Consider the following 21,789-nt stretch of genomic DNA (forward strand, 5'->3'; position numbering starts at 1 on the left):
CAACGTGAAGAATCATTTCCCAAGCGTCTTGAAAGTTTGCGACGGCGCACTCGTCGCTTTTGGGCCGACAACCCGTTCAACTGGTGATAGGCCGTCATTATGACGATCCTACAGACCTCGATCCCCTATGACCCGCTGACGCCACGCCCTTTGCCGGGAATCCAACCGGCAAGCATGGATGACTGGCTGCATTGCGACGATGCGTTCGCCGGGCAGATGCAGCGGCGCGAAGAGATTCTGCAAGAGCAGCGACCGGACGTTCTGGCGCTGGACCCGGGTGCCGAGCCCGCAGCGCAAGAGCTTTTGGATATGGTTCTGCATCAGGTCTATCTGGGTTGCACCGATCAGGTCACCCGCCCGGATGGTCAGGTTGTTGAAATCGACCGTTCACGCCCGTTAGACACTCTATGCCGTCTGGTGCAGGAAGATTTCTGTATCCTGCAAAAGCACGGGGATGAACACGTCCTGACCGGGGCTATTCTGTGTTTTCCCGCAAGTTGGCGCCTTTCGGAAAAGTTCATGCGCCCTCTGATCGACATTCACATCCCGGTATCAGGCTATGACGACGACATCGCGCGACGGGTGCAGCGCCTGTTTGACGGGATACAGCCGGGGCGTCCGCTGTGGCGGTTTAATGCGCTTTGGTACGAGGACGCGGAACTGCATCAACCCCGTAGTTCCAACGACCGGCGCGATGTCAGCAACCCGGGGGCCGCTCAGTTCCTGCGCAGCGAACGCCAGACCTTGTTGCGCCTGCCGGAAACGCGGGCGGTGGTCTTTTCGATCCATACCTACGTGCTGGAGGCGCAGCACTTGCGCAAAATGGAAAACCCCGCCTGATGGCGGGGCCTCCACGGAGGGTATTGAAGTTTAGTTCTACATGCCCAACGCATTGGCGACACCGGCGAATGCCCCGCTTGTGCTGAGAGCGGAGATTGCGACGGTGTAGGCAAGAACCTGAGTATTCAGGCGAAAATCTTCGCCCCTGATCAGGTTCACTGCGGCCACAGAGACCGCGATGGGTACGGACACGCTAGCCACGGCCCCGGTCAATCCCCAACTGGTCAGTCGCAGGATATCACTGGGTTTTTCGTGGTCGAGGGGGGGCGTGTCCACTTCCCCATCAGTTTGCTGCTCTTGGGTTTCTGTCCGAAAAGCGATGCTGAGCAACTGCTCATCAGACAACTGGATCGGCCGGGCTGCTTGCGTAGGCGCCCTTTTTTGCGGCTCATCCAGATCCTGTTCGTCAGGTATGTTCAGCCCGGCGAACGGGCCTGTCACTGCCTCGAAAATCTGTTTTCTGTTTCGTGGTTTGGGGGGCGTCAAAGTGTCAAACGCACTCATGAATTGTTCAACGGTCAGAATGGTGTTGGACGACAACCACTCGACACGCTGCGTCGCGCAGATGTCGACCATCCGATACAGGATGACCACCAGCATGAGCTCAGAAATTTCGCTGTCATCCAACAACGGAGACACTGGTGAAAGAGTGATCGTCAGACGGTTCTTCGGTAGGGTGACAACCGGTCTACTTGCGGTTTTCAACCCCGCGGCGCGGTCCAGACGTCCGAACCGGTCTTCTGCGCCGACGACTTGAGTGTCCAAAGTCAGGCGAACCAGATATTGGCTTGATACGATGCTGGCCTCGGTCTCGCTCAGCATGTTTTTGCGTTCGACCAGGTGGCCATAGTCGCCCAAAGTCGTTGCAACAATAGCGCCGAAACGCTCAAGCGCGCCCTCGGTTTCTCCGTTGAACTGAAGACCGCCGTGATAGCTGTGCTTCGAAGTCACCACGCATTCCTTTGTCGTATCCTGTCCTGAGAATCAGGTTAACAACTGATATGGGGCAGAATTTGGCGAAAATGGAAAAAAATGAAAAATCAGCGGGATTGATTACTCATTGGAAACCTAGGCATTTTAGGGGCCGCTTAACGTCTGTGGCAATATTGTGTCCGGATTGCGGTGTATTGGCGCTGAAACATGGCGCGTATCAGCCGTCGATTCGGGCGGCCATGATGGCGATGGATTGCTGATAGACCGAGGCCGCGTTCCATTCCTGAATCACCCTGAAATTGGGTTGCCCCGGTTGATAGCCGCGCCCCGGTTTCCACCCTTTCTGCCGTAGAAAATTCGCGGTCGAGGCCAGCGCGTCGGTCATGTTGTAGAAATCCACGCGGCCGTCGCCGGTGGCATCGACGCCGTAGATCAGCGCATTGCCCGGCAGGAACTGAGTATGCCCCAATTCGCCGTGCTTCGCCCCTTTGGTCGCCGTCGTAATGCTGCCTTGATCGACCAGTTTCAGCGCCCCGATGGCATGGGGGGTAAAGAACTCGGATCGGCGACAATCATAAGCCAGTGTGGTGATTGCGGAAACAACCTGACTGTCGCCCATGAAATTCCCGAACCCTGTTTCCATTCCGTGGATCGCGATCAGTACGCCGCTTGGGACGCCGTATTGCCGTTCCAGCGCGGCGTAGAATTGAGGGTTGCGCGCCTTGCGCTTGCGCCCTTGTGCCACGATCGTATCGGCTCCGCGCACGCGCATGAACTTGTCCAGCGAATATTTGAAGCTTTTCTGATTGCGATCTGCCGCAATGGTGCGCGTGGCGTACTGGGTTTGCGCCAGCGCTTGCAGACCTTTCTTTTTGACACCCGAGCGCTTGGCCTGCTTTGCAAAATCCTGTTTCCAGGCCTCGAAACCGCTGCTGGTGTTGCCGCAAGGGGCAGCAGCTGCAAGCGTTGGCAGGGACAGGGCTAAAATCAAAGCAAATCGTAACATCAGCGAAATCCGGTTAATAAAAGGCTGAGAGCAAGGGTAAGCTGCATCTTGCGATCCGCAAAGCAGTTAATACAGGTCAAGCTCTCCGGTTTCTTTCAGGGTTTCGAACCACTCATCAGGCGTTTTGTCGATTTTGGCGTGTTTCACCATCATCGCGTTCATGTTTGGTAGGTTCGACGAGTCCGGCCACTTTTCAGGCTGCCACAGGTTCGAACGGATGACGCATTTGGGGCAATGGGCAAACACGGTTTCAACATGGATTAGCAGGGCCAGCTTGGGCGCATGGTCGTTCACCGCCATTCCGTTCAGCAGCTCAGGGTCGGCGCAGATCCGGGCGGTGCCGCGAATGCGCAGGGTTTCCATCTTGCCGGGGACAAAGAAGATCAGGCTGACGCGCGAGTCCAGCAGCACATTGTGAAACGTATCCACACGCTTGTTGCCGGGTCGGTCCGGGATTGCCATCAGTGTGTCTGAAATCACCTGAACAAAACCTTCGGGGTCTCCGCGCGGTGAAATGTCCAGATGCCCGCCGGGGTTGGCCGAGGCGATCAGGCAAAAGGGCGATGCCGCGATAAAGTCGCGGCACATCTGGTCCAGTGCGTGCAATTCCTTGGCGATGATCTGGGGCAGGGGCGCGCCGGTTATGCGCTCCAGCTCCTCTGCCGTCGTCACGAACTCCGAGAATTGCGAAAAGGGATCATCAGTTGGCATTGGATCTCTCCTGACCGGGATAGTCCCGAGTGTGAAAGATCACGCCAAACGAAACAAGGGCGCCCGATTGGACGCCCTTGCAGATGTAAACCCAGAACCGGATCAGCAGCTGTAGTACATGCCGTATTCAACCGGGTGCGGGGTGTGCTCGTAGGTTTCGACCTCTTCCATCTTCAGTGCGATGTAGCCGTCGATCTGGTCTTTGGTGAACACGTCGCCCTGCAGCAGGAAGTCGTGATCGGATGCCAGAGCTTCCAGCGCTTCGCGCAGCGAGCCGCAAACGGTCGGGATGTCGGCCAGTTCTTCGGCAGGCAGATCGTACAGGTTCTTGTCCATGGCTTCGCCCGGATCGATCTTGTTCTTGATGCCGTCCAGACCAGCCATCAGCAGAGCGGCAAACGCCAGGTAGGGGTTCGCAGCTGGGTCAGGGAAGCGAGCTTCGACGCGCTTGGCTTTCGGGCTTTCGGTCCACGGAATACGGACACAACCCGAACGGTTACGAGCCGAGTAGGCGCGCAAAACAGGTGCTTCGAAGCCCGGGATCAGGCGCTTGTAGCTGTTGGTCGCCGGGTTGGTGAAGGCGTTCAGGGTTTTGGCGTGCTTCAGGATGCCGCCGATGAAGTACAGCGCTTCGTCCGACAGGTCGGCATATTTGTCGCCAGCGAACAGCGGCTTGCCGTCTTTCCAGATCGACATGTTCACGTGCATACCGGTGCCGTTGTCACCTGCGATGGGCTTCGGCATGAAGGTAGCCGATTTGCCGTAGGCGTGCGCGACGTTGTGGATGATGTACTTGTACTTCTGCAGCTCATCAGCCTGTTTGGTCAGGCTGTCAAAGATCAGGCCCAGCTCGTGCTGACAGGACGCAACCTCGTGGTGGTGCTTGTCAACTTTCATGCCCAGACGCTTCATGGTCGACAGCATTTCCGAACGCAGATCCTGTGCCTCGTCGATCGGGTTGACCGGGAAGTAGCCACCTTTGACGCCCGGACGATGGCCCATGTTGCCCATCTCGTACTCGGTGTCGGTGTTCCACGATGCGTCGGTTGCATCAACTTCGTAGGATACCTTGTTGATGCTGTTTGAGAAACGAACGTCGTCGAACAGGAAGAATTCAGCTTCGGGGCCCATGTAGGCGACGTCACCGATACCCGATGCTTTCAGGTACGCTTCTGCTTTCTGAGCGGTGCCGCGCGGGTCGCGCTCATACGCTTCGCCGGTGTCAGGTTCGACAACCGAGCAGTGCACACAGATGGTTTTTTCCGCGTAGAACGGATCGACATAGGCGCTTTCGGTGTCGACCATCAGCTTCATGTCGGATGCTTCGATCGACTTCCAGCCCGCGATGGACGAACCGTCGAACATGAAGCCTTCTTCCAGAAAGTCCTCGTCGACCTGATCGGCCATCAGGGTCACGTGCTGCAGCTTGCCGCGCGGGTCGGTGAAACGAACGTCGACGTATTCGGCGCCTTCGTCCTTGATCAGCTGAAGAACTGCGTCCTTGCTCATACTCTCTATTCCTCTACTTGGAGTGTTCGATTACAGCGCTTCCGAGCCGGTCTCACCGGTCCGGATGCGAATGGCTTGCTCAACGGGCGAGACAAAGATCTTGCCGTCGCCGATCTTGTCGGTTTTCGCGGCCGAAACGATGGCCTCGATGGCGGCATCGACCTGATCGTCGTCCAGTACGACCTCGACCTTCACCTTGGGCAGAAAGTCGACGACGTATTCCGCACCGCGATAGAGTTCGGTGTGGCCTTTCTGACGGCCAAAACCCTTGACCTCGATCACGCTGAGACCCTGGACACCCACGTCCTGCAGCGCCTCTTTCACTTCGTCCAGTTTGAACGGCTTGATGATCGCTTCGATCTTCTTCATCCCGGGCTCCCTATAACACTTGTCAGGATGGCACTGATCACGTCTAAGATCGGTCGGCAATCTGATTGCGAAAATGGCGGCACGCGCGTGCCGAGAAAATAGGCGGCGGGTGAAATTTTGATCGACTTGCACAAAAAGTAATCAGAATTGAATCGCTGAGGGATTTGAGATGACAGAATTGCTGACTGCTGCGCAAATGCGAGCCATCGAACAGGCCGCGATTGAGTCCGGTGCGGTGACCGGGCTGGAACTGATGGAGCGGGCCGGGCGGGGCGTTGTCGAGGCGATTTTTGAAGAGTGGCCGGAACTGGCAAAATCGCCTGGCCGGGCTGTGGTTCTGTGCGGGCCGGGGAACAATGGCGGCGATGGATTTGTCGTCGCGCGGCTGCTCAAAAGCCGTGGTTGGGAGGTTGAGGTCTTTCTATTCGGAGACCCAATGAAACTGCCGCCGGACGCGCGTAAGAATTATGGGCGGTGGAGCACGCTCGGACCGACCAAAAACTTGACCGCCGAAGCTGTGGGGCAGGGCGACCGTCCTGACGTTCTGGTTGACGCAATGTTTGGCACAGGTCTGTCCCGCGCTATCCCACTGGATTTGGCAACTGCCTACCATTCGGTCGAGGCGCGCAATGTGGGCGAAAGGCATCCGTGGCTTGTTCCATTTCATCGTGTCGCAGTTGATTGCTCATCCGGGTTCGACACCGACAGCGGCAAAACTCTCCTCCCTGAGATGCCGGAAGACACGGGTGGCGAAGAAAAGGACCTAGAGGCCAAATGGAAGTGGTGGGAAACGGACGCGTCAAAAAGGTTGTTTCAAACCGATCTCACCGTTGTCTTTCACAGAAAGAAAATTGGTCACGCTTTGTCTAATGCCAGCGGGTCGGTTCGCGTCGTTGATATCGGGCTGGGGGCCGAGGACAGACATCCCGGCCACCTCAAATCCCCAAGGCCAAAAGACCGCGTCATAGGTTTGGAGTTTGTTCGACCAAAGGGGCGGCACGGACGCATTTGGCCCTGGTATGATCTCGACAAGAAATCGGTAGTGGGGCCACATAAATACTCTTACGGCCACGCGTTGATCCTCTCAGGTGGCGCTGGCAAGACCGGGGCCGCGCGGCTGGCGGCGCGGGGGGCTTTGCGCATAGGGGCGGGGTTGGTGACCTTGGCGGTGCCTCCGGCGGCTCAGATGGAGGTCGCGGCGCAAGTGACCGCGATCATGTTGCAGCGGGTTGAGGGGGCGGATGGCCTGACCGATGTGCTGAAGGATGAGCGGCTGAATGCTGTTTGTCTGGGCCCCGGGTTGGGCATAGAGCGCGCGCGGGAATTGGTGCCAGCCGCTCTTGCGGCCGAACGCGCTACTGTACTGGACGCCGACGCGCTGACGGCGTTTGCGGATGATCCGGCGGTGCTGTTCTCTCAACTCCACGACACCTGTGTTTTGACGCCACATGGCGGAGAGTTCTCGCGGTTGTTCCCGGATATTGCCGAGAAGCTGGCGGCAACACCAACCAAAGGCCCAGCCTATTCCAAGGTAGATGCCACGCGTGAGGCCGCGAAACAGGCAGGGTGCGTGGTGCTGTTCAAAGGGCCGGACACGGTGATTGCTGCGCCGGATGGTGGATGTTCGATCAACGCGGCGATGTATGAACGAGCAGCTCCGTGGCTGGCAACTGCGGGTTCGGGCGATGTGCTGGCAGGCTTTATTACCGGGCTTCTTGCCCGCGGGTTCGGCCCGATGCAGGCGGCGGAAACGGCGGCGTGGCTGCACGTGGAATGCGCGCGTACATTCGGACCAGGTTTGATTGCCGAAGATTTGCCCGAGCAATTGCCTAAGGTTTTTAAAGAACTGAATATTTGATTGTCTAGGCAGGATTCGGCCGATCGGCCTCGTGTTCGGCGGCAATTGGCCGACGGGATTGCTGTATGGGCAAAGCGAGTGTTTGCCACGCGCATGGCTGGGCGTCAAAATTCCCTTGGAGTGGATCTCTGGCTGCGGCATGACCGCAGATAAGGCGTTGATTAAAAGGGGAATTAAGTCCGGATTTCGTGGCCTGAGTGGCAGGTTTGCAATACCTCGAAAGTATCGTCGCCGACCGCTGGAATGTCAGCGGTAACTACGCGATTGAGAGGTAACGGGAGCCGGAGTTTTCAAGGTGAATGAAATGACGCAGAAACTGAAACTGACCTCAATAGCAGCTGTGCTGGCCGCGACAACGGCAATTCCTGCCGCGGCCGAGTTGAAATACGAAAACAACAGCGGCGGCTATGTGCTGTTGTACGGTCAATTGCACCCGGCCCTGATCTCGGTGGACGACGGAGAGGAAACGGATACCCGCGTACTGGACAACGACCTGTCGAACAGCCGTGTTGGGCTGCGATTGATGCAACCCTATGGCGCCAACGAGTTTACCTTCCGGTTTGAAACCGCGCTTGGTCTGCCGAACTCGACTGAATGGAACCAGGATGGCACTGATTTCAGCGGCTGGACGCGGGAAGACATCCGCCATGTCGATTTCGCACTGAAGGGCAGCTACGGTAAGTTTTCGGCCGGTCAGGGCAGCATGGTTTCTGATGGCGCGGCTGAAACCGATCTCTCTTATGTTGGTACCACTCTGTATTCATTCACGAATGATGAAAACTCGGCCTTCTTTTACCGGGGCACAGATGGACTCCTGAGCGATATCACTGTCGGCGACTCCAGCAGCAACCTTGATGGGGCTCGCCGTGGTCGTATTCGTTATGATACGCCGGAATTCAATGGCTTCTCGGCGGGCCTTGCCTATGGCGAGAACATCTTGTCCAGCAGTGATGACGATACCTACTACGACATAGGTGTTTTCTACAAAAACACCTTTGCGGGCGGCATCGAGTTTGCGGCTAGTGTGGCCTACGCGGTTCGCGATTTTGATGATATATCGGGTGAGCGGAAAGATACTATCGGGTCAGCCTCTGTACTGTTTCCCAGTGGTTTCAGCTTTACCGCAGCCGCGGGTACGCGCGATGACACCTCCACTGACGCTAGTGACCCAAACTACTGGTATGCGAAGCTCGCCTATGAAGGTGACTGGGTATCCTGGGGCAAGACGGGCATCGGGATTGACTATTTCGATGGTTCGGATTTCGACACTGACGGTTCCAGCACTGAAGCATGGGGCATCGCTGTTGTGCAGAAATTTGAGGCGATCAACACTGACGCCTATCTGAAATACCGTAACCACGACTTCGATGATGGCACCTCGTTCGACAACAACGAAGCCTGGGTATTGGGCGCGCGCTGGAAGTTCTGACCAGACCCGTTTGACCAAAACGCGCCCCGGCTCTGTCCGGGGCGTTTTTTTGTTCAAATCGGCGGCAAAACAAGACCGATCCGGGCTTTGCCCCTTGCACGTGGGCGGCTGGGCAAATAGAAGGCGTCAAATTTGCCCGGCGCGCCGTTTTGCGCGCCCCGAATCCTATGGGGACTACCATAATGCAGGTTACCGAGACGCTGAACGAAGGTCTGAAACGCGGCTACAACATCGTCGTTTCCGCGGCTGAGCTGGACGACAAAGTTAATGAGAAACTGGTCGAAGCGCAGCCGGAAGTCGAGATGAAGGGTTTCCGCAAAGGCAAAGTGCCAATGGCACTGCTGAAAAAGCAGTTTGGCCAACGCCTGCTGGGCGAAGCGATGCAGGAAAGCATTGACGGCGCCATGAACCAGCACTTCGAAGACAGCGGTGACCGTCCTGCGCTGCAGCCGCAGGTCAAGATGACCAACGAAGACTGGAAAGAAGGCGACGACGTCCACGTAGAGATGTCCTATGAGGCACTGCCCGAGATTCCGGAAGTTGACCTGAAATCGGTTGAGCTGGAAAAGCTGGTTGTCAAAGCCGACGACGCGGCTGTCGAAGAGGCGCTGAACAACCTGGCCGAAACCGCACAGGATTTCAAAGCGCGTCGTAAAGGCTCCAAAGCCAAGGACGGCGATCAGGTTGTGATCGACTTCGTCGGTAAAGTGGACGGCGAAGAGTTCGAAGGCGGTTCCGCCGAAGACTATCCGCTGGTTCTGGGCTCGAACAGCTTCATCCCCGGCTTCGAAGAGCAACTGGTTGGCGTGAAGGCCGAGGAAGAAAAAGACGTCAACGTCAAATTCCCCGACGAATACGGTGCCGAGCATCTGGCAGGTAAAGACGCCGTCTTCACCTGCACCGTGAAAGAGGTGAAAGAACCCGTCGCTGCCGAGATCAATGACGAGCTGGCTACCAAGTTCGGCGCCGAGGACCTGGAAGCGCTGAAAGGCCAGATCGCCGAGCGTCTGGAAGCCGAATACAACGGCGCATCGCGCGCTGTCATGAAGCGTGCTCTGCTGGACATTCTGGACGAGAAAGTTTCGTTCGATCTGCCGCCGTCGCTGGTTGAAGCCGAAGCCAAACAGATTGCACACCAGCTGTGGCACGAGGAAAACCCGGAAGTCGAAGGTCACGACCACGGCGAGATCGAGCCCACTGACGAGCACAACAAACTGGCCGAGCGCCGCGTGCGTCTGGGCCTGCTGCTGGCCGAGCTGGGCCAGAAGGCCGAGGTTGAGGTCACCGATGCCGAGATGACCCAGGCAATCATGAACCAGGCGCGTCAGTACCCTGGTCAGGAGCGTCAGTTCTTTGAGTTCGTACAGCAGAACGCCCAGATGCAGCAGCAACTGCGCGCGCCGATCTTCGAAGACAAGGTCATCGACTATATCGTCGAACTGGCTCAGGTCGCTGACAAAGAAGTCAGCAAAGACGACCTGCAGAAAGCCGTTGAGGCACTGGAAGAGGAGTAATCCTCTTCCGCCCATCCCCATATGGGCACCAAAAAAAGCGGAGCCGCCTGTAAATCAGACGGCTCCGGTGGGTGGCTTTTGTACTATGAGGTGAGGGGGTCAGGCCTCATGAGCAAAAGCACGGGGGGTACTTAGCAGAGCGGTCTTCTGCTCTGGCGTGAAACGGTCCGAAAGGGCCTCGATCAGCTTCAACACATCCTTGACTTCGTTCTCTGTTTTTGCCGAATGCATTTGTTCGACAAAATACTTCTCTAACTCGGTCAGGGGTTGATGATCGCGGTTCGCGACTTTCGGGTCGACCAGTTTTTTGCTGTTGAACAGGGCAAGCGCTTGCTCTTCTTCAAGGAAAACATCTCCTTGGATACCTGCGAACTCCCTGAGGGCGGCGATGCGCTCGTCGGTGCAGTCTACCAGTGCCGCGAGGGCTGAAACTTTGCCCATTGGCACGGTCTTCCCGACATAGTCGTAAGGCGCACAAGCCGAGCGTTTGAGTACCCGGTCCATCACCGGATCGATGACTGTGACAATGTCCTGGACGCCCGCAGCTTTGGCATATTCCAGCGACCCGATCATCAGTTCACAGGTGGCATAGGACAACGAGTTTTCGCCTTTGCCGCGGGTCAAGCGCTGAGTGTCGACGCAGAAGCGGGTGGACTCCCACAGTGTCGCACTTCGAATAGGCGGCTCTCCGTCCAGAATGGCCGAGAAAACATCGGCCAGCATATGAGGTCCGGTAGTCTGTAGGGCACGCACGGCTGCGACGACATTTCCCCCGTCGTCGAAGCCGACTACGTATGTCGGATCCAGGTTATCGAATTCATCGATTTCTTTGCCGTCTTCGATTTTGACGTCCCAACCGAGACGTTCACCAAAAACGCGTGCTCTTAACTCGAACATCTCGTCAAGAACTTCGCCGAACATATGTCTGTTCAGGCCATCTACAACGATGATCATTTCTTCCCCCTTCGAGTGGTCATTCGGTAAATTAGAGGTTACCGCTTCGAGGGAGATTTTCTATTGGGGGTTTCCCGTATTTTGTTCACATAGTGTTAATCTTGTTTCTAACCCGTACCGATAAGTCCGACTGCGATGGCACGCCCCACGGCCTGTGGTGTGGTCAGCGCGCATAGTTTTTCGCGGCTTGACCGCAGATGGACCTCGACCGTTCGGTGCGAGATTGAGAGAATGTCACCAATGTCCTGTTGCGATTTTCCTGCGGCGACCCATTGCAATATCTCGGCCTCGCGGCTCGATAGGTTGGGGTGATACAACGCCCCGGTAAACTCGTCCGAGGTGATTACGTTGTCATGAATATGTACTGCCATCGACTGTAGGTCGCTGATGACGTGGGAATAGAGCTTACGCCATTCATCTTTGGGGCAGTCGCGTGTCACACTTAGGAATCCTACGTCACCATAAGGACCGCGAACAGGAATAGTAACCCCTTGATTAGGAAGCCCAAAATCATGCGCGTCCCGAAAAACACGTTGGAAATTTTGGTTGCGCTCCAAGCGGCTCCAATCGACTGGAGCAATACTGCGTTTGGCCACGTGCAGCGTTGGGTCGATCATCACTAGATCGTGTTTCTGGTAGTGCTCTTTCCAGTCGTCATTGTAGGTAACGTGACCCGCAACTTTCCCCTCTGACGGGTTCATTCCCGCATAGGCTGCATGGTCCATTTCAAACTTTTCGCACACTTGCTTCAGAAACTCGGTGTACCGAGTTTCTGTACCTGGCAGCATGCTCAGATCAATAATCTCCATATTGCGCCTATGAACTACTGTCCGTGTTTTGGCCCGAGAGCGGCTTCGAAACGGCAACTTACCTAGGATGGAACCAACTTACCTTGAGGAAGGCAAGTCAGCATATATTTTAAAAAATGACAAGACGATGAAAAAAAAGCCTGTGATTTTCTAAAGGGTGTTGTATGCAAGAAAGCTATTTAGTGACTTTTCCATCATTCGCGCTCAAAAAAGCACCCTAAGTTATGACATAATTACCTATGGTGATGGCTGAAGGCCGGTTTCGACCAACATGCCTCTGGCTTTGGCTTCTGGCCAATATCCCTTTGCGTACAGAAATATTGCCCGTTGCTGATCTCCGTCCGACAACAACCAAGCGCCGCGCAAGTACTTGCCAGCGAATTCAAGGTTGGTATCCGCATCCAGCAGCCCCTGTGCATCTCCGGAATAGCCCATCGAGCGTGCCGTGGCGGGCAGGATCTGCAGCAGGCCGTAGTAGGGGCGGTTCACGGCCCAGGGGCGATGTGTACTTTCCCGGATTGCCAGTTTGTGCACCAGCTCGCGCGGAACCTCGTAGTGGTCCGCCCAGTGGTTTATGGATGCGCGCAGTTCCGGCGTCTCGTTGGGGTATAGCGGGGGATCAAACGCATCTTGTGTCGGCGTATCCGGCCCGCCGCAAGCGGCGAAAGGGGCTGTCAGCATTATGGCAAGGACGCTGCGGCGCAAGAAAATTGTCATCTGTGTACTCCGAAGTTCAGGCCGCGATGATAGGAAACGCGAAGCCGCGTGCAAGCGTAGGCCTGAATTCTGGCTGAATTTTGCCCGTTTGCTGTGTGCAAGAAAAAAGGCCGCACAAATCGTGCGGCCTTTTCAAAATTCGGTTCGACCGGATCAGGCTTTGGCTTCGTCTTCTTCAGCCGGTGCTTCTTCGGCAACCAGATCGTCGTCGTCGGAAGCAGCGGAACCGATATCGTCGAACAGTTCGGCGATTTCGAATTCAGCAGCGGCTTCTTCTTCTGCGGCCAGTTCCTGGATCGACTTGCCCGACGCCTGCAGTTCGGCTTCTTCTTGCGAACGGGCGACGTTCATCTTGATCTCGACTTCGACCTCGGGGTGCAGCTTGACTGCCAGCGAGTGCAGACCCAGTTCCTTGATCGGAGCGATCAGGGCGATCTGTTTCTTGTCGACGGTGAAACCTGCTTCGGTCGCAGCGTCTGCGGCGTCACGCGGGGTGACCGAACCGTACAGAGCGCCGGCATCCGATGCCGAGCGAATCACGATGAACTGCTGACCGTCCAGCTTTTCAGCCAGCGCTTCAGCTTCTTTCTTGGTTTCCAGGTTGCGGGCCTCAAGCTGCGCTTTCTGGGCTTCGAACGACGCGATGTTGGCGTCCGATGCGCTCAGGGCTTTGCCTTGGGGCAGCAGGAAGTTGCGGGCGTAGCCGGGCTTGACGTCAACGACGTCGCCCATCTGACCCAGTTTCGCAACGCGTTCCAGCAGGATAACTTGCATGTCAGTCTCTCCTTACTTCACAGCGTAGGGCAGCAGGGCGAGGAAGCGGGCGCGCTTGATAGCACGGGCCAGTTCACGCTGCTTTTTCGCCGAAACGGCGGTGATGCGCGAAGGTACGATCTTGCCGCGCTCAGAGATGTAGCGCTGCAGCAGACGGGTGTCTTTGTAGTCGATTTTCGGCGCGTTCTCACCCGAGAACGGGCAGACCTTGCGGCGGCGGAAAAATGGTTTTGCGGCCATGGTTTATGTCCTTTCGTCAGGCTTAGATCAGCGGCGCTCGCGGCGGCCTTCGCGCTCATCGCGCTTCTGCATCTGGACCGAGGGGCCCTCGGCATGCTCGTCGACCTTGATGGTCAGAACGCGCATGACGTCTTCGTGCAGGCGCATCAGGCGCTCCATTTCCTGAACGGCGCCGGCGGGGGCGTCGGTCTTCAGGAAGGCATAGTGGCCTTTGCGGTTTTTGTTGATCTTGTAGGCCATCGTCTTGACGCCCCAGTACTCGCTTTCGACGACGTTGCCGCCGTTGTCAGCCAGAACGGTGCCGAAATGTTCGACGAGGCTTTCTGCCTGCGCGTTGGACAGGTCCTGACGCGCGATCATTACATGCTCATACAGTGGCATGTGCACTCCTGTTTCTATCAAGGCGCATTTCATAGGCGGGGCCATTTCGTCCTTCGCGACCCTGCCACGAGAGGCTGCGCGATTCATGTGATTTGCGAAGGATGGCCCCATATACACGTTCCAGCGTGAGGGGCAAGACCCGGTGCGATGCCTCGGTGAAGTCGCGCTATTAACATCCAATTAACATTGCGCCGCCCAATTCCTGACGTTTTTCGGCTCAAAGTTGTTTTCCATACCGGGAAACATCCGGGGAAACCAGACCCAGGACGGCAACCTGAAAACAGGGTGAGAGATATGAGTGCGATGAATACGAACACATTCGATGAGTCCGCAAATTCAGCGAACTACGAGAAATCTGTACCTGTGCTGATCGCTTTCGCGCCGAACTGGAAGGTGCGCATGGTTCTAGCCCGGGTTGTCGGTGCGCTTCTGATCGTTATGGCGTTTTCCATGTGGCTTATGGACGGATCGGTCATGGCGACCGAGGTTTGGCCGATCAAACTGGCTGCATCGCTGATGTTCCTGCTGGTCGGGGTCAGCCTGCTGACGATCCAGATTCTCGATGCCCGCCCTGACGCCTATTTCGACCCGATCCGCCGCGAGGTTCGGGTTCTGCAAAAGAACGAAAACGGACGCCCGCAAACCGTTCTGCGCCGCAGCTATGACACGCTGGGTGGTGCGCGCTTTGCCGACGAACAGGTTGAGCTGTTCGACGTCGATGGCAGCCTGCTGATGAAGCTGCCGTTGCAGTCGGCGGATGTCAGCCGGGCGCTTAAGGGGCAACTGAGTGGAAGTGTAACAATCTTCGCCTAAGATTTATTCTGTTCATCAAAGAACAGAAAATGTGAGAGAATGATACTTGTGTGCTGCCCAAGGGCAGCACATTTTCGTTATCGAGCAACCCAACGGGTTTGCGCGCCTCATTTTGTGGAGATCGTTATGAAAACCAACTTATTTGCCACTACGTTGTTCGCCGCCGCAGCAATGGCTTCATCAGCATTTGCAGAAACATGGAAAGTAGATCCGGGTCATACCGAAGTTCGGGTGTACTATTCCCACGCTGGGTTTTCGCGGCAATCCATCGAGTTTGGTATTGTTGAAGGTGAACTCGAATTCACGGAAGGCGCCGTTGCAGATGCAAAAGCCAACTTTAGCATTCCTGTAAGCAGCGTTGTAACGGGGAACGATCAGTTCAATTCGGACATAGTGGGCGAGGCTTTATTCAATGAAGCGAACTTCCCAATTGTTCAATTCGTTTCGACTTCGGTAGAACAGACAGGTGACAACACGCTCAACGTCGTTGGTGATCTGACAATCAAGGATGTTTCGAAACCAGCAACTTTCGAAGTGACCGTCAATGGATACGGTGAACATCCGGTTGGGCAGTTCTTCGATTATTACAAGGGCCAGTGGTTGGGCATCACAGCGACCACCAAGATCAATGCTTCGGATTGGGAAATGGGTGCATTCTTTCCGCCCGACGGCGACGAGCTGGAAATCGTCATCAATGCGGAACTGAAGGCTCAGTAATCGATTGAAGCACGCGCTTCTTCAGGCGGTGCGCTTCGGCGGTTACTAAGCGAGTTTGATGAACGCTGACAGCAGGATTTTGAAGAAAAGGCTGCTGGAGTCGGCGGATGTCTGCCGAGCATTCGCACCCAATTGAGCCAAAGTTCAGCAATTTTTGCCTAAATGCATTTCTGTTCAAAAAAGAACAGAGGTTGTGAGTCAGTTGGACTTGTGTGCTGCTGTTGCACAGCACATTTACTTATGAGCAACCCAATCGGATTGCTCATAAACATACTCAAATAAAACGGAGATTGTCATGAAATCCACCCTTCTTGCTGCTGCTCTTGCCGTGTCGGCGACATCGGCATTTGCCAGCGCCGAGAAATACGTTTTGGACCCCAGCCACAGCCAGGTTGTATTTAGCTACAATCATCTGGGCTATTCGACCACAACCGGCATGTTCTCGGGCTTTGAGGGCGAGATCATGTTCGATCAGAATGACCCTGCCGCGTCTAGCGTTTCCGTTTCGATCCCGGTCGTCGAAATGATCACAGGCTGGAAGCCGCGTGAAGACCATTTTATGACCGAGGATTTCTTTGGTGCTGACGAAGGTGATCTGGTGACTTTCACGTCGACGGCCATCGAGGTGACGGGCGAAAACACAGCCAACATCACCGGTGATCTGACCATGAACGGTGTGACCAAATCGGTTGTTCTGGACGCAACGCTGAATCAGGTGGGCGATCACCCGATGGCGAACAAACCGTGGGCCGGGTTCGACGCGACAACTACGCTGGTCCGCAGCGACTTCGATCTGGGCCAGTTCGCACCCTTTGTTAGCGATGAGGTCGAAATTCGGATTTCGATCGAAGCACAGAAGGCTGAAGGTGTAGGAGGCTGAATAAGCTGGGTCCTGCGATCTGAAATGAAACCGCCGGGGGCTGCCCCGGCGGTTTTTTTAGGTTTCTCGTTCAGCGGTCAGGTTGACCGAGACCACGACCCCAAAGCCTAGTGACTCTTCGGTCGGTTGTGAGGTGCCAACGTCGAAGTCCAGACGGTTCAGCTGAAGTTCTCCGGCCATCGTTGCGGTGTTTTCCTGCAGGTCGAGAGTGAACGGCAGCACGACGTCTACCGATTTGTCGCGGATGGTCACGGGGCCGCGCGCCTCGTACCCGGTGTCCGTCTTGTAGATGTCGGCTTTGAATTGGGCGGTCGGAAACTGGGTGCTGTCAAAGAAATCGGCGGCCATGGCCTGATCCGTAACTGTGCCAAGGCTCAACGATGTGATGGCAATCGTCACGTCCACTGATCCAGCTAGGCCCGGTTCTGCCGGATCTTCAAAGGCGATCGCGGCGGTCCAGTCGGCGAAATGGCCGGTCACCGGGCTACCCAATTGGGTGATGGTGATGGACAGGTCGCCGTCCTGCACCTGCCAGTCCGATTGTACCTCGGTCAGTTCGGCGGTGTCGGTCGCCGCAGTGGAGTGGTCAGAGAAGATACCGATGGACCAGCCACCGATCAAAATCGCCACCCAGGCCGCCAGCGCCGCGGCAGCTGGGATCATTGAATGGTGCTGCGCAGGGGGCTGGGGCGCATCCGATTGGCCGGGCAACATGCGGCGTAGGGTGCTGTCCTTGTCGACCACATGGTGCTTGAGGGCCCCGACAATGTGCAGGACCAGAGACCCGGCCAAAACCCAGATGAACAGCCAGTGCAGGCCAGATGTCACCTCAGAGACAAAGAGCGACTTGGGCACGAGGGGCAGGTTTTGTCCAAAGGGCCACAGGATAGGTGCAAACCCTTCGGATGCGGCATGGTGCAGCCAGCCGGTCAGCGGCACCAGAACCAGCGAGGCATAAAGCATCCAGTGAACCGTTTCGGCGGCGAACGCTTCGGGCTTGTTCTCGGCGTTCAGGAGCCCCGGTTTGGTTTGCGTCACAGCCCAAAGGATGCGGGCGAGGGCGACAAAGAAAACAGTGACCCCCACGGTCTTGTGTACCGAGAATAGGCGGGTCGCCCGGGCGATATCGTCTTCGGTGGTGGGGATCGAGGGGTCATAGATCGCGTGCGCCAGATCATTGGCGATCCATCCCAGCGGCAGAGCCGTCAAGATCAGCAAGGCGGTCAGCCAGTGAAACGTCTTGGTCACGCTGCCATAGCTGGAAAAGGTATTGGTCGAGGGCATCTGTTGCTCCGAGGTGAGGTGACTGCGCTCAAACTAAGGACATGGGATCAGGACTCAATAGCGTACAGTGCACATCAACGGTGCCACAGTGCAGACGTCAGGCAATGCTTGTGCCGCGTCCGCACTCGGTTTACACCCCCCGGCAACCTAACGTCATCCAAGAGGTCGCAATGACACGCGCATTCGTTTTTCCGGGGCAGGGCGCCCAAACCATCGGGATGGGCAAGGCTCTGGCCGAGGCTTATCCGGCTGCTCAGGCTGTGTTCGACGAGGTCGACGAGGCGCTGGGTGAAAAGCTGAGCAGCCTGATCTGGGAAGGTGACATCGCAGACCTGACGCTGACGCAGAACGCGCAGCCCGCCTTGATGGCCACCTCGATCGCCGCGATGCGCGCACTGGAGGCCGAGGGCGTTTCGGTCACCGATGCGGCCTTTGTCGCCGGTCACTCGCTGGGCGAATACTCGGCTTTGGCCGCTGCCGGTGCGTTGTCGGTTGCCGACACCGCCCGTCTGCTGCGCACCCGCGGTCAGGCAATGCAAAGCGCCGTGCCGGTCGGCGAGGGCGCGATGGCCGCCATTCTTGGGCTGGACCTGGACGCTGTCCGCGCCGTTGCCGAAGAGGCCGCACAGGGTGAGGTTTGTCAGGCCGCGAACGACAACGACCCGACGCAGGTTGTGGTGTCGGGTGCGAAGGCTGCCGTGGAACGCGCGGCAGAGATCGCCAAGGAAAAAGGCGCCAAACGGGCGGTTATGCTGCCTGTAAGTGCTCCATTTCACTGTGCGCTGATGCAACCTGCTGCAGATGTAATGGCAGAGGCTCTGGCTGCCGTAGAAATCAAGGCTCCTGCTGTGCCGTTGGTTGCGAATGTACGCGCCGAAGCGGTTACCGACCCCGACCTGATCCGCCAGTTGCTGGTCGAACAGGTCACCGGTTCGGTCCGTTGGCGTGAAAGCGTGCAGTACATGGCCGCGCAGGGTGTGACCGAGACTTGGGAGATCGGCGCAGGCAAGGCTCTGTCGGGCATGATCCGCAAGATCAATCGCGACATCGCGGGCAAGGCCGTTGGCACACCGGAAGATGTGCAAAAGGTCACTGAGGCCGAATCGTAAGTTAAAAACGTCCCGCGGGGACGCACCAAAAGGGAAACCGAATGTTTGATTTGACAGGTAAGAACGCGCTGATCACAGGCGCTTCGGGCGGTATCGGGGGCGATATCGCACGTGCTCTGCATGGCGCGGGGGCCACTGTCGGGCTGTCTGGTACACGGGTCGAGCCTCTGCAGGCATTGGCGGATGAGCTGGGTGAACGTGCCCATGTCCTGCCCTGCAACCTGAGCGATCCCGAAGCCGTTGCAGCGCTGCCGAAGCAGGCGGCGGATGCGATGGGGTCGGTCGATATTCTGGTCAACAATGCGGGCATCACGCGGGACAACCTGTTCATGCGCATGTCGGATGAGGAATGGCAGAGTGTGATCGACGTGAACCTGACCGCCACCGCCAAGCTGTGCAAAGGCGTGTTGCGCGGCATGATGAAGGCGCGCTGGGGTCGGATCATCAATATCTCGTCCATTGTAGGTGCAACCGGGAACCCGGGTCAGGTCAACTATTCCGCGTCCAAGGCGGGCATGGTCGGCATGACCAAGTCTCTGGCCTGTGAGGTCGCAAGCCGCGGAATCACGGCCAACGCGGTGGCTCCGGGCTTCATCACGACGGCGATGACCGACAAGCTGACCGACGATCAGAAATCCGGTCTACTGACTCAGGTTCCAGCCGGTCGGATGGGTGAGCCATCGGAAATTGCTGCGGCAGTTCTGTACCTTGCCAGCCCCGAAGCGGGTTATGTTACAGGAGCGACCTTGCATGTGAACGGCGGCATGGCCATGTTGTGATCGCGCGCTGAGGCGGGCGCGAAAGCGTTTGCCTCGGGCGTTGTCTGTGCTATAGGCGGCACATGTATGCAGGGGTCGGCCAAACGGTCGGCCTTCTACTTTCCCGGTAATTCGGGGACCCAACCGCCCGGACCGGGCAAATCAAAGCCAGCCTGAGCGGGCAAGGGCTGAACCGGGCATTACGCCCTGAAATGGAATGAGGAATAGACATGAGCGACGTCGCAGATCGCGTTAAAAAGATCGTTGTTGAGCACCTGGGTGTTGAAGAAGACAAAGTGGCTGAAAATGCTTCGTTCATCGACGATCTGGGCGCAGACAGCCTGGACACCGTTGAGCTGGTCATGGCCTTCGAAGAAGAGTTCGGCATCGAAATCCCGGATGACGCAGCCGAAACCATCCAGACCTTTGGCGACGCCGTCAAATTCATCTCTGAAGCGTCCTAATCGCTTCGAAACCGCTTAAAAACGGCGCTTCCGGGCAACGGAGGCGCCGTTTTTTTTGTCTGTTTGGAATTCGGGCTTGTCAGGTGAAGGTTTCGTTCGCAACCATTCCCCTGAGGCATAACAATTCTGAGCGGGCAGGGCATGATACGATCCACCCCGACGATAAACACATCGCGCCTGATGCTTTGCGGCATGCGGCCCGAAGATTTCAACCGGTTCGCCGAGATTTGGCGGAACCCATGCATTGTGCGCCATATCGGCGGCAAGCCCCGCTCGCGCGGTGAGGCGTGGGAATCGTTTCTGCGCAACGCGGGACATTGGCAGATGGCGGGGTTCGGACAATGGGCCGTGTTGCAGCAATCGAATCGGCTGATGATCGGTCAGGCCGGATTTTTCTATGGTAACCGTGCGCTTGGCGAGGATTTCGACAGCTTCCCCGAAGCCGGATGGATTCTGGTGCCCGAGGCGCAGGGGCAGGGGTTGGGTTTCGAGGCCGCTCAGGCCGCCCATGATTGGTTCGATCGCATCATGCCTGGGCCGTTGGTGGCAATGGTAAATTCGGCGAATTCGGCCTCGCAGAAATTGGCTCAAAAGCTGGGCTATACCGAAATGCGGGAATGCGATTACAATGGTACTCCGGTCGTGTTGCTGCGCCGGAACGGACCGCCTGCTCGCATGTAGTCTCAAATTGGCTGTGATGCCGCAAAATGACCTCAGTTTGCCGAAACTGGTGAAATTCGAGATTGTCAGTGCGCGTATGGTACGGTGAATTTCAATGCGATTGAGCGGAGGAGCTGGCTCATGAGGATTTACCCCACGATGGAACTGCAGAACGGCCGGTGTGTGACACTGGAAAAGGGCCGTCTGGACGAAGCCATGATCTGGCACGTGGACCCCGTTGAAACGGCGCGTAGCTGGTCGGCTGCAGGTGCGGAATGGATGCAGCTGACGGATTTCGACGCGATCGAAGGACGGGACACCAACGCCGAACTGGTTGAAGAGATCATCCGCTCGGCCGAGATGCCGGTGCAGCTGGCTGGCGGTATGCGCAGCCGTGAGCAGATCGAGCACTGGATCGACAAAGGGGCAGGGCGGATCGTCGTCGGTACACTGGCCGCACGTGACCCGATCCTGGTTAAGGAACTGGCCAAGCTTTATCCGGACCAGATCGTTCTGGCTGTGGATGTCTGGCAGGGGCTGGTCATGACGGAAGGCTGGCGCAGCCAAAGTGCCTTCACGCCCGAAGCCTTTATCGAAGCTTTCGCCGACACTCCGTTTGCCGCCATTCTGGTCACGGATATCGATAGCGATATGGAGGACGTTGAGGCGCAGCTAGGTCTGATCTCCGGCCTTGCTGAAAAGTCCCGCACGCCGATCATCGCCAGCGGAGTTGTGCGCACGGCGGACGATATCTCGCGCTTGGCTTACATCTCGAATATTTCGGGCGCGATTGTCGGTCGGGCGCTGTTCCGCAAATCGCTTGATCTGGCTGACGCGCTGGAAGTGGCTAAAACTGCACACGAACCGGTTGCGCAGTTCCAGTAACTGACGGGCAATTCGGAAACCGCCTGTTGTCCATCAGGGCAGCGGGCGGTTTTTTCAATTCTGAACCGTTCTTGTGGTGATGAGCTGAATTTCTTTCGGTTTTGGCAGGATGCTGCCGGAAGGGAATATGCCGTTGCTCTTGCCCCCGGCCCCCGGGCCGGGGTATGAGCGGTTC

24 protein-coding genes are annotated in these 21,789 nt (G+C 57.0%); 12 read left to right on the plus strand and 12 right to left on the minus strand.

Annotated features, from left to right (window positions below; translation table 11 throughout):
- The first annotated feature begins 96 nt into the window (after positions 1-96).
- Positions 97-840: a heme-dependent oxidative N-demethylase family protein gene (locus tag ACR0KW_RS09840; protein WP_480805058.1), complete on the plus strand. Its 744-nt coding sequence runs from the start codon at positions 97-99 to the stop codon at positions 838-840.
- 36 nt (positions 841-876) lie between these two features.
- Here ACR0KW_RS09840 and ACR0KW_RS09845 read toward each other — a convergent pair whose 3' ends face one another.
- From ACR0KW_RS09845 to ACR0KW_RS09865, 5 genes are all read right to left on the minus strand, one after another.
- A complete protein-coding gene (locus ACR0KW_RS09845) occupies positions 877-1,791 on the minus strand; it encodes a hypothetical protein (RefSeq protein ID WP_480804823.1) in 915 nt (304 codons plus the stop codon).
- Positions 1,792-1,990: 199 nt separating this feature from the next.
- A complete protein-coding gene (locus ACR0KW_RS09850) occupies positions 1,991-2,779 on the minus strand; it encodes a lytic murein transglycosylase (RefSeq protein ID WP_480804824.1) in 789 nt (262 codons plus the stop codon).
- A 66-nt stretch (positions 2,780-2,845) separates the two neighbouring features.
- Complete coding sequence (locus ACR0KW_RS09855) at positions 2,846-3,490, minus strand: MSMEG_1061 family FMN-dependent PPOX-type flavoprotein (RefSeq protein ID WP_480804825.1); 645 nt, start codon at positions 3,488-3,490, stop codon at positions 2,846-2,848.
- Between the two features lie 102 nt (positions 3,491-3,592).
- On the minus strand, positions 3,593-4,999 hold the full coding sequence (gene glnA, locus ACR0KW_RS09860) for a type I glutamate--ammonia ligase (RefSeq protein WP_058280622.1): 1,407 nt from the start codon (positions 4,997-4,999) through the stop codon (positions 3,593-3,595).
- A gap of 30 nt (positions 5,000-5,029) precedes the next feature.
- Positions 5,030-5,368 (minus strand): P-II family nitrogen regulator, encoded by a 339-nt coding sequence (locus tag ACR0KW_RS09865; protein WP_170325301.1) that lies wholly within the window; start codon positions 5,366-5,368, stop codon positions 5,030-5,032.
- Between the two features lie 169 nt (positions 5,369-5,537).
- Here ACR0KW_RS09865 and ACR0KW_RS09870 point away from each other — a divergent pair, with 169 nt between their 5' ends.
- From ACR0KW_RS09870 to tig, 3 genes are all read left to right on the plus strand, one after another.
- Positions 5,538-7,226 (plus strand): NAD(P)H-hydrate dehydratase, encoded by a 1,689-nt coding sequence (locus ACR0KW_RS09870; protein WP_480804826.1) that lies wholly within the window; start codon positions 5,538-5,540, stop codon positions 7,224-7,226.
- A 304-nt stretch (positions 7,227-7,530) separates the two neighbouring features.
- Positions 7,531-8,655, plus strand: a complete 1,125-nt coding sequence (locus tag ACR0KW_RS09875) for a porin (protein ID WP_480804827.1) — start codon at positions 7,531-7,533, stop codon at positions 8,653-8,655.
- A 182-nt stretch (positions 8,656-8,837) separates the two neighbouring features.
- Positions 8,838-10,169, plus strand: coding sequence for a trigger factor (gene tig / locus ACR0KW_RS09880; protein WP_480804828.1), 1,332 nt, complete (start codon positions 8,838-8,840; stop codon positions 10,167-10,169).
- Positions 10,170-10,268: 99 nt separating this feature from the next.
- Here the strand turns inward: tig and ACR0KW_RS09885 are convergent, their stop codons facing one another.
- The 6 genes from ACR0KW_RS09885 to rpsF all read right to left on the minus strand — a co-directional run bounded on the left by ACR0KW_RS09885 (position 10,269) and on the right by rpsF (position 14,044).
- Positions 10,269-11,123, minus strand: coding sequence for an acyl-homoserine-lactone synthase (locus ACR0KW_RS09885; RefSeq protein ID WP_480804829.1), 855 nt, complete (start codon positions 11,121-11,123; stop codon positions 10,269-10,271).
- 107 nt (positions 11,124-11,230) lie between these two features.
- The gene (locus tag ACR0KW_RS09890; protein WP_480804830.1) at positions 11,231-11,932 is read right to left on the minus strand and encodes an autoinducer binding domain-containing protein; all 702 of its coding nucleotides are present in this window, start codon (positions 11,930-11,932) and stop codon (positions 11,231-11,233) included.
- A gap of 237 nt (positions 11,933-12,169) precedes the next feature.
- Complete coding sequence (locus ACR0KW_RS09895) at positions 12,170-12,613, minus strand: transglycosylase SLT domain-containing protein (protein ID WP_480805059.1); 444 nt, start codon at positions 12,611-12,613, stop codon at positions 12,170-12,172.
- 189 nt (positions 12,614-12,802) lie between these two features.
- A complete protein-coding gene (gene rplI, locus ACR0KW_RS09900) occupies positions 12,803-13,423 on the minus strand; it encodes a 50S ribosomal protein L9 (protein ID WP_170325295.1) in 621 nt (206 codons plus the stop codon).
- A 12-nt stretch (positions 13,424-13,435) separates the two neighbouring features.
- Complete coding sequence (gene rpsR / locus ACR0KW_RS09905; protein WP_005608650.1) at positions 13,436-13,663, minus strand: 30S ribosomal protein S18; 228 nt, start codon at positions 13,661-13,663, stop codon at positions 13,436-13,438.
- 27 nt (positions 13,664-13,690) lie between these two features.
- Positions 13,691-14,044 (minus strand): 30S ribosomal protein S6, encoded by a 354-nt coding sequence (rpsF, locus tag ACR0KW_RS09910; RefSeq protein WP_170325294.1) that lies wholly within the window; start codon positions 14,042-14,044, stop codon positions 13,691-13,693.
- Positions 14,045-14,338: 294 nt separating this feature from the next.
- On the opposite strand from rpsF, the gene ACR0KW_RS09915 reads away from it, so the two are divergent.
- The 3 genes from ACR0KW_RS09915 to ACR0KW_RS09925 all read left to right on the plus strand — a co-directional run bounded on the left by ACR0KW_RS09915 (position 14,339) and on the right by ACR0KW_RS09925 (position 16,454).
- Positions 14,339-14,857, plus strand: a complete 519-nt coding sequence (locus tag ACR0KW_RS09915) for a hypothetical protein (RefSeq protein ID WP_170325293.1) — start codon at positions 14,339-14,341, stop codon at positions 14,855-14,857.
- Positions 14,858-14,983: 126 nt separating this feature from the next.
- Complete coding sequence (locus ACR0KW_RS09920) at positions 14,984-15,574, plus strand: YceI family protein (protein ID WP_480804831.1); 591 nt, start codon at positions 14,984-14,986, stop codon at positions 15,572-15,574.
- A 295-nt stretch (positions 15,575-15,869) separates the two neighbouring features.
- Positions 15,870-16,454, plus strand: coding sequence for a YceI family protein (locus ACR0KW_RS09925; RefSeq protein ID WP_480804832.1), 585 nt, complete (start codon positions 15,870-15,872; stop codon positions 16,452-16,454).
- A 57-nt stretch (positions 16,455-16,511) separates the two neighbouring features.
- Here ACR0KW_RS09925 and ACR0KW_RS09930 read toward each other — a convergent pair whose 3' ends face one another.
- Positions 16,512-17,738, minus strand: coding sequence for a cytochrome b/b6 domain-containing protein (locus tag ACR0KW_RS09930; RefSeq protein ID WP_480804833.1), 1,227 nt, complete (start codon positions 17,736-17,738; stop codon positions 16,512-16,514).
- Positions 17,739-17,908: 170 nt separating this feature from the next.
- Between ACR0KW_RS09930 and fabD the strand changes: the two genes are divergently transcribed.
- The 5 genes from fabD to ACR0KW_RS09955 all read left to right on the plus strand — a co-directional run bounded on the left by fabD (position 17,909) and on the right by ACR0KW_RS09955 (position 21,614).
- The gene (gene fabD / locus ACR0KW_RS09935) at positions 17,909-18,847 is read left to right on the plus strand and encodes an ACP S-malonyltransferase (RefSeq protein ID WP_480804834.1); all 939 of its coding nucleotides are present in this window, start codon (positions 17,909-17,911) and stop codon (positions 18,845-18,847) included.
- 41 nt (positions 18,848-18,888) lie between these two features.
- Complete coding sequence (gene fabG, locus ACR0KW_RS09940; RefSeq protein ID WP_170399855.1) at positions 18,889-19,626, plus strand: 3-oxoacyl-[acyl-carrier-protein] reductase; 738 nt, start codon at positions 18,889-18,891, stop codon at positions 19,624-19,626.
- 209 nt (positions 19,627-19,835) lie between these two features.
- Entirely contained in the window at positions 19,836-20,069 is a 234-nt protein-coding gene (locus tag ACR0KW_RS09945) for an acyl carrier protein (RefSeq protein ID WP_008756330.1), read from the plus strand.
- Between the two features lie 141 nt (positions 20,070-20,210).
- Positions 20,211-20,750 carry a GNAT family N-acetyltransferase gene (locus tag ACR0KW_RS09950; protein WP_480804835.1) on the plus strand — a complete coding sequence of 180 codons (540 nt, stop codon included), beginning with the start codon at positions 20,211-20,213 and terminating at the stop codon, positions 20,748-20,750.
- Between the two features lie 120 nt (positions 20,751-20,870).
- Positions 20,871-21,614: a 1-(5-phosphoribosyl)-5-[(5-phosphoribosylamino)methylideneamino]imidazole-4-carboxamide isomerase gene (locus ACR0KW_RS09955; RefSeq protein ID WP_480804836.1), complete on the plus strand. Its 744-nt coding sequence runs from the start codon at positions 20,871-20,873 to the stop codon at positions 21,612-21,614.
- The last annotated feature ends 175 nt before the right edge of the window (positions 21,615-21,789 follow it).

Source organism: Ruegeria sp. CG11, assembly GCF_056537245.1.

What these genes read in the sequence shown, in the direction of transcription:
- glnA (WP_058280622.1), bottom strand. Translation starts at nt 4,999, where the DNA reads ATGAGCAAGGACGCAGTTCTTCAGCTGATCAAGGACGAAGGCGCCGAA.
- ACR0KW_RS09865 (WP_170325301.1), bottom strand. Translation starts at nt 5,368, where the DNA reads ATGAAGAAGATCGAAGCGATCATCAAGCCGTTCAAACTGGACGAAGTG.
- ACR0KW_RS09870 (WP_480804826.1), top strand. Translation starts at nt 5,538, where the DNA reads ATGACAGAATTGCTGACTGCTGCGCAAATGCGAGCCATCGAACAGGCC.
- ACR0KW_RS09915 (WP_170325293.1), top strand. Translation starts at nt 14,339, where the DNA reads ATGAGTGCGATGAATACGAACACATTCGATGAGTCCGCAAATTCAGCG.
- ACR0KW_RS09850 (WP_480804824.1), bottom strand. Translation starts at nt 2,779, where the DNA reads ATGTTACGATTTGCTTTGATTTTAGCCCTGTCCCTGCCAACGCTTGCA.
- ACR0KW_RS09920 (WP_480804831.1), top strand. Translation starts at nt 14,984, where the DNA reads ATGAAAACCAACTTATTTGCCACTACGTTGTTCGCCGCCGCAGCAATG.
- ACR0KW_RS09950 (WP_480804835.1), top strand. Translation starts at nt 20,211, where the DNA reads ATGATACGATCCACCCCGACGATAAACACATCGCGCCTGATGCTTTGC.
- rpsR (WP_005608650.1), bottom strand. Translation starts at nt 13,663, where the DNA reads ATGGCCGCAAAACCATTTTTCCGCCGCCGCAAGGTCTGCCCGTTCTCG.
- ACR0KW_RS09895 (WP_480805059.1), bottom strand. Translation starts at nt 12,613, where the DNA reads ATGCTGACAGCCCCTTTCGCCGCTTGCGGCGGGCCGGATACGCCGACA.
- rpsF (WP_170325294.1), bottom strand. Translation starts at nt 14,044, where the DNA reads ATGCCACTGTATGAGCATGTAATGATCGCGCGTCAGGACCTGTCCAAC.
- ACR0KW_RS09855 (WP_480804825.1), bottom strand. Translation starts at nt 3,490, where the DNA reads ATGCCAACTGATGATCCCTTTTCGCAATTCTCGGAGTTCGTGACGACG.
- fabG (WP_170399855.1), top strand. Translation starts at nt 18,889, where the DNA reads ATGTTTGATTTGACAGGTAAGAACGCGCTGATCACAGGCGCTTCGGGC.
- ACR0KW_RS09945 (WP_008756330.1), top strand. Translation starts at nt 19,836, where the DNA reads ATGAGCGACGTCGCAGATCGCGTTAAAAAGATCGTTGTTGAGCACCTG.
- fabD (WP_480804834.1), top strand. Translation starts at nt 17,909, where the DNA reads ATGACACGCGCATTCGTTTTTCCGGGGCAGGGCGCCCAAACCATCGGG.
- ACR0KW_RS09955 (WP_480804836.1), top strand. Translation starts at nt 20,871, where the DNA reads ATGAGGATTTACCCCACGATGGAACTGCAGAACGGCCGGTGTGTGACA.
- ACR0KW_RS09890 (WP_480804830.1), bottom strand. Translation starts at nt 11,932, where the DNA reads ATGGAGATTATTGATCTGAGCATGCTGCCAGGTACAGAAACTCGGTAC.
- ACR0KW_RS09925 (WP_480804832.1), top strand. Translation starts at nt 15,870, where the DNA reads ATGAAATCCACCCTTCTTGCTGCTGCTCTTGCCGTGTCGGCGACATCG.
- ACR0KW_RS09875 (WP_480804827.1), top strand. Translation starts at nt 7,531, where the DNA reads ATGACGCAGAAACTGAAACTGACCTCAATAGCAGCTGTGCTGGCCGCG.
- rplI (WP_170325295.1), bottom strand. Translation starts at nt 13,423, where the DNA reads ATGCAAGTTATCCTGCTGGAACGCGTTGCGAAACTGGGTCAGATGGGC.
- ACR0KW_RS09885 (WP_480804829.1), bottom strand. Translation starts at nt 11,123, where the DNA reads ATGATCATCGTTGTAGATGGCCTGAACAGACATATGTTCGGCGAAGTT.
- tig (WP_480804828.1), top strand. Translation starts at nt 8,838, where the DNA reads ATGCAGGTTACCGAGACGCTGAACGAAGGTCTGAAACGCGGCTACAAC.
- ACR0KW_RS09930 (WP_480804833.1), bottom strand. Translation starts at nt 17,738, where the DNA reads ATGCCCTCGACCAATACCTTTTCCAGCTATGGCAGCGTGACCAAGACG.